This is a genomic window from Pseudonocardia alaniniphila, assembly GCF_022524485.1.
Lineage (GTDB): Bacteria > Actinomycetota > Actinomycetes > Mycobacteriales > Pseudonocardiaceae > Pseudonocardia > Pseudonocardia alaniniphila.
Window position 1 is genome coordinate 252,985 of sequence record NZ_JAKXMK010000015.1, and the last position, 6,299, is coordinate 259,283.

4 protein-coding genes and 1 pseudogene are annotated in these 6,299 nt (G+C 70.6%); 3 read left to right on the plus strand and 2 right to left on the minus strand.

Annotated features, from left to right (window positions below; translation table 11 throughout):
* Positions 1-74 precede the first annotated feature (74 nt).
* Both MMF94_RS18885 and fdhA read left to right on the plus strand, forming a co-directional pair.
* Positions 75-2,123 (plus strand): S9 family peptidase, encoded by a 2,049-nt coding sequence (locus MMF94_RS18885; RefSeq protein WP_241038261.1) that lies wholly within the window; start codon positions 75-77, stop codon positions 2,121-2,123.
* Between the two features lie 114 nt (positions 2,124-2,237).
* Positions 2,238-3,455, plus strand: a complete 1,218-nt coding sequence (gene fdhA, locus MMF94_RS18890; protein ID WP_241038264.1) for a formaldehyde dehydrogenase, glutathione-independent — start codon at positions 2,238-2,240, stop codon at positions 3,453-3,455.
* A 92-nt stretch (positions 3,456-3,547) separates the two neighbouring features.
* Here fdhA and MMF94_RS18895 read toward each other — a convergent pair whose 3' ends face one another.
* Both MMF94_RS18895 and MMF94_RS18900 read right to left on the minus strand, forming a co-directional pair.
* A complete protein-coding gene (locus MMF94_RS18895) occupies positions 3,548-4,477 on the minus strand; it encodes a hypothetical protein (protein WP_241038266.1) in 930 nt (309 codons plus the stop codon).
* Between the two features lie 176 nt (positions 4,478-4,653).
* Entirely contained in the window at positions 4,654-5,577 is a 924-nt protein-coding gene (locus MMF94_RS18900; protein WP_241038293.1) for a heme o synthase, read from the minus strand.
* A gap of 258 nt (positions 5,578-5,835) precedes the next feature.
* Here MMF94_RS18900 and MMF94_RS18905 point away from each other — a divergent pair.
* Positions 5,836-6,299 (plus strand): annotated as a pseudogene (locus MMF94_RS18905) (transketolase); the annotation flags it as partial.

A 6,299-nucleotide genomic window follows, 5' to 3' on the forward strand; every position in this document is an offset into this window, starting at 1 on the left:
GTCCTCTCCCTCGTGCGCAGCACGAGACTATCCAGCGCCGAGATGATCACCCGAAACCGTGCTAGACATCGGACGTGACGGAGACCCCGCAGACCTCCCCGACCCCCTTCCACGACCTGCAGGACTACGTGGCGCTGCCCCGCCTGAGCGGGCTCGTGCTGTCCCCGGACGGCAGCCGGCTGGTCACCACCGTGGCGGCGCTCACCCCGGAGAAGAACCGCTACCGCACCGCACTCTGGGAGATCGACCCGGCCGGCAGGCGATCCGCCCGCAGGCTCACCAGCGGCCCGACCGGCGAGTCCTCCCCCGCCTTCACCCCCGACGGCGCTCTGCTGTTCACCTCGGCCCGCCCCGACCCCGAGGCGAAGGACCAGCCCGAGGACGCTCCCCAGGCCCTGTGGCGGCTTCCGGAGAGCGGCGAGGCGCGCCTCGTCGGCAGCCGGCCAGGCGGACTGAGCGCGCCCGTGGTCGCTCGCGTGGCGGGCACCGTCCTCGCCACCTCGATGACGTTCCCGGCCGCCGTCTCCGCCGAGGACGACGAGAAGCGCCGCAAGGAGCGCCGCGAGAAGAAGGTCGCCGCGATCCTGCACGCCGGCTACCCCGTGCGGTTCTGGGACCACGACCTCGGCCCGGACGAGCCGCGGCTGATGGCCGGCACGGTGGGGGTGTCCGACTCCGACGGCCCGGTCGAGTGGCGCGATCTCACCCCCACCCCGGGCACGGCCCTCGTCGAGACCGACCACGACATCTCGCCGGACGGCGCCACGGTCGTCACCTCGTGGCAGCTCGCCGAGTCCGGCGGGTCCACCCGCAGCGTGCTCGTGGCGATCGACGTGGCCACCGGGGACCGGCGAGTGCTCGCCGACGACCCGGGCCACGAGTTCGGCGGCCCCGTCATCAGCCCCGACGGCGAGCAGGTGGCGTTCTGGCAGCAGCTGATCACCACACCGACCACTGCCCCCGACACCCGGCTCCTGGTGGTGCCACTCGCCGGCGGAACAGCACGGGAGGTGGCACCCGGCTGGGACCGCTGGCCCGGCGACGTCCGGTGGACCCCCGACTCGACCGCGCTGATCGTCACCGCCGACGACGGCGGCCGCTCCCCCGTCTTCCGCATCGAGCTGGCCGAATCCACGGTCACGCGCCTGACCGGCGACGACGGCGCCTACAGCGACCTGCAGGTGGCACCGGACGGCACGCACGTCTACGCCCTGCGCAGCGCGGTCGACCACCCGCCCGTCCCCGTCCGGCTCGATGCGACCAGCGCGGACCAGCAGCCCGTGCCGCTGCCCGCTCCGGCACCGTCGCCCGCCCTGCCCGGCTCGCTCACCGAGGTGCACGCCACGGCCGAGGACGGCAGCCCGCTGCGGGCCTGGCTCGTGCTGCCCGCCGCCGCATCGGAGACGACACCGGCACCGTTGCTGCTGTGGGTGCACGGTGGCCCGCTGGGCAGCTGGAACGCCTGGCAGTGGCGCTGGAACCCGTGGCTGATGGCCGCCCGCGGCTACGCGGTGCTGCTGCCCGACCCGGCCCTGTCCACCGGGTACGGGCTCGACTTCATCCAGCGCGGGTGGGGCGCATGGGGCGCGGCGCCCTACACGGATCTGATGGCCATCACCGACGCGGCCGAGGCCCGGACCGACATCGACGCCGAGCACACCGCGGCGATGGGTGGCTCCTTCGGCGGGTACATGGCCAACTGGATCGCCGGGCACACCGACCGCTTCCGGGCGATCGTCACCCACGCGAGCCTCTGGGCGCTCGACCAGTTCGGCACCACCACCGATGCTCCCCACTACTGGTTGCGGGAGATGACCGAGGAGATGGCCGAGCACAACAGCCCGCACCGGCACGTCGACGCCATCAGCACGCCCATGCTCGTGATCCACGGAGACAAGGACTATCGCGTCCCGATCGGCGAGGCGCTGCGCCTGTGGTGGGACCTCGTCTCCCGGCACGAGGGCGACCCCGCCACCCTTCCACATCGGTTCCTCTATTTCCCCGACGAGAATCACTGGGTGCTTTCACCTCAGCACGCTGCGCTCTGGTACGAGACGGTCACCGCATTTCTCGATCACCATGTGCACGGCAAGCACTGGCAAACCCCGGAAATTCTGCGCTAACGGGCCCTTGCGCAAATGCGCGGGCCGAGAAGACTCGGGTTTGCGCACACCTCTCGGCGGCTTATGGCTCATGTCCCGTGGGCACGCCAACGTCGGCACAGTCTGGAGGAGCACATGGGTGGTAACAAGATCGTCGTCTACAAGGAGCCCGGGGTCGTCTCGGTGGAGGACCACGACCCTCCGAAGCTCGAGGTACCTACCGATGTGGCGAAGGCCAAGGGGCTGACCCAGAAGGCCGTCCATGGGGTGATCCTGCGAAACATCGCCACCAACATCTGCGGTTCCGACCAGCACATGGTGCGCGGTCGCACCACCGCCCCGCCCGGACAGACACTCGGCCACGAGATCATGGGTGAGATCGTCGAGAAGGGCGAGGACGTCCAGTTCCTGGACATCGGCGACATCTGTTCCGTGCCGTTCAACATCGCCTGCGGGCGGTGTCGCAACTGCAAGGAGGGCCAGACCGGCGTCTGCCTCAACGTCAACCCCGCACGCGCCGGGTCGGCCTACGGATACGTCGACATGGGCGGCTGGGAAGGCGGCCAGGCACAGTACGTCATGGTGCCGTTCGCCGACTTCAACCTGCTGAAGATTCCCAGCAGGGAGCAGGCGCTGGAGAAGGTGCTCGACCTCACGATGCTGTCGGACATCTTCCCCACCGGCTACCACGGTGCCTACACCGCTGGTGTGACCACCGGGTCCACTGTGTACGTCGCCGGTGCCGGACCCGTGGGGCTGGCGGCGGCGTACTCGTCGATGTTGCTCGGTGCTGCCGTGGTCATCGTCGGGGACCGCAACGCCGACCGGCTGGCGCAGGCGCGCTCGTTCGGTTGCGAGACGGTGGACATCACGCAGGACGCCTCGTTGGAGGACCAGATCGCCGAGATCCTCGGCGTACCCGAGGTGGACAGCGCCGTCGACGCCGTGGGCTTCGAGGCCAGCGCACCCGGGAAGGGCATGCACGAGGCCCCGGCCACCGTGCTCAACTCGATCATGACCGTCACCCGGGCGGGTGGCAGGCTCGGCATCCCTGGCCTCTACGTCACCGGCGACCCCGGTGCCGCGGACGAGGACGCCAAGGTGGGCACGCTCAAGGTGCGGCTGGGGCTCGGCTGGGCGAAGAGCCACTCCTTCACCACCGGCCAGTGCCCCGTCATGAAGTACAACCGCCAGTTGATGATGGCCATCCTGCACGACAAGGCCCACATCGCCGACGCGGTCAACGCCACCGTGATTCCTCTCGATGACGCACCGCGTGGCTACCAGGAGTTCGACCAGGGCGCGGCACGCAAGTACGTGCTCGACCCCAACGGGTTGATCCCGGCCGCGTAACGCAGACCCGGCGCCCCCTGACGGCCACGGCCGTCAGGGGGCGTCGTCGCAGCCCGTCGTGCATCGTCGCAGCACGCCGGCGCGCTGCGAGGTCACCCCACGTGCTGCGAGGTGCGTTCCGAGGCCCCGAACGCACGCCGGAGCCGCTCGGCCACGGGATCGAAGTGGTCCAGCTCGCCCCACGTCCAGCGGACCACGCGGAGGCTCTCGTCGCGCAGAGCGTCCTCGCGCCGCTTCTCCTCGAACACGGCGTCGCCCGGAGTCTGTCCCGGCTTCAGCAACCTGCCGTACTTGATCTTCCCGTCGAACTCCCCGACCGTCCGCAGCTCCGGCCAGCCGAAGTCGGTGCGCGCGAGCCAGAGCCCGGACCGCCCGTGCACCTCCCACTGCAGCACGGGCGGCGGCAGGCCTGCGTTGTGGAGCGCCACGCGGCTGCGGGACTCACCAGGACTCTCGCTGCGCTCGTCAGCGAACGCAACGACACGACGGGCCGCGGGACTTCCCGGCCGGCGTGCGGCGCGCTCGACGGCCTCGGCCAGCCCTTCCCGCGTGACGAGCTGCAGGCGGAGCGCTCCATCCGCGGCCACGACCGCTTGCTCGAACGGCAACCACCGCGCGAGGTCGACGACCGTGCGCGCGGGCGAGGTGAGCCGCAGCCCGTCGACCTCGACGATCTCATCCGGCTGAAGCGGCGCGGCGTGAACGTGCGCGCCGCTGCTGCGCCGCGCGCCCGACCTGCGGCACCGGGTGACGTGCACATGTCCGAGCGGCACGTTCCACAGCGGCAACCCGAGCAGCACGGCAGCGGAGGCGTGACTCACCACGGCGTCCGCGGCGAGGTCGGGGAGAGCGGCTCGCACCAGGATGACGTGACGCAGCTCAGGGTCGGGCGGGAGAGCACCCGTCAGGTAGGCGCCGCGGCGTATGGACACCAGCGCTCCCACCCGTACCCGCTGCCGGAGCTCACCAGCCGCGAACCCGGCGGCGATCAGTTCCCGCCGCCACATGACCCGAGCCGGCACGTGATCCATACGACATGCCTGCATGGCCACGCAGGCGCGGACCGGGCGATCAGAAGAACCTGTGGACAACCGCGTCGTCGCAGCCCGTCGTGCATCGTCGCAGCACGCCGGCGCGCTGCGAGGTCACCCCATGTGCTGCGAGGTGCGAGCGTCGAGGCCCGCGGCCCGCAGGCGGGTCAGAACCGCAGGACCGGGAGGCCGACCGCTGCATCCACCGCGATCGCGGCGAAGAGGATGCAGAGGTACATGTTCGACAGGTGGAAGAGCTTCATCGGGGTGACGTCACGCCCTGCGGCGACACCGGCGTGAAGCCGATGGGCCTGGAACACGAACCAGGCTCCCCCGAGCAGCGCCACGCCCGTGTAGATCCAGGAGGTGGCCGGTACCAGCAGGAGCGTCCACGCGGCCATCACCCACGAGTAGGCGACGATGCGGCGCGAGACCTGTGCAGGCGTGGCCACCACGGGGAGCATCGGCACGCCGGCGGCGGCGTAGTCCTCGCGGTAACGCATCGCAAGCGCCCAGAAGTGCGGCGGGGTCCAGAAGAAGATCACACCGAACATCACCAGCGCCGGCCACTGCACCGTGCCGGTCACTGCGGCCCATCCGATCACCACCGGCATGCAGCCTGCCGCGCCGCCCCACACGATGTTCTGCGACGTCCGCCGCTTGAGCAGCAGCGTGTACACCAGCACGTAGAACGCGATGGCGGCCACCGACAGACCCGCTGCCAGCCAGTTCGTGGTGAGGCCCAGCCATACCGCGCTGAGCGCCCCGAGCACGAGCCCGAAGATCAGGGCGTGGCGGGGAGGCACCTGGCCCTTCGCGAGCGGGCGTCGTGCCGTGCGCTTCATCACGGCGTCGATGTCGGCGTCGACCACGCAGTTGAGGGCGTGCGCACTCGCCGCCGCGGCCGCGCCACCCAGAAGTGTGGCGCCGATCAGCCACACGGACGGGATCCCGCGCTGGGCGAGGAACATCGCCGGAACGGTGACGACCAGTAGCTGCTCGATGATGCGCGTCTTCGTGAGGCCGAGATACGCCCGGAAGGTGTCCTGCGCCCGCTGCAGCCCGGCACGGAAGCCCGGGGCAGGCGGCACCTGCGACGCCCCCTGCTGCGACACGGGCACACTCACCGGCAACCTCAATCCAACGTGTGGGGGAATCGAACTTCCCGAGTTCTACGGCTTGTCGATGGTAACCGGGGGCATGCCGGGGCATGCTCGCGGGTAGACCGGCGGGTGACCGTTCCGCCAGTGATCACACCTGCCTGCGTCACCTCGGTAGGCTGACCCGCAAGCCGGATGCGTCGAGGCGTCCCGCGCCTGCGCCTCCACAAGACCCCCTAGGGAAGTGCCGTGGCCGACACCGACATCGAGACCCTGACCCGCGCCAACGTGCCCAGCGACTGGACCGATCTCGACCGGAAAGCGGTCGACACGATCAGAGTGCTCGCCGCCGACGCCGTGCAGAAGGTCGGCAACGGCCACCCCGGCACCGCGATGAGCCTGGCCCCACTGGCCTACACCCTGTTCCAACGCGTCATGCGCCACGACCCCACCGACCCCGACTGGATCGGGCGCGACCGCTTCGTCCTCTCCGCCGGACACTCCAGCCTCACCCTCTACATCCAGCTCTACCTGTCGGGCTACGGCCTGCAACTCGCCGACCTGGAAGCCCTGCGCACCTGGGGCTCGAAAACCCCCGGCCACCCCGAACATCGCCACACCCCCGGCGTCGAGATCACCACCGGCCCCCTGGGCCAAGGCCTGGCCTCCGCCGTGGGCATGGCCATGGCCGCCCGCCGCGAACGCGGCCTGTT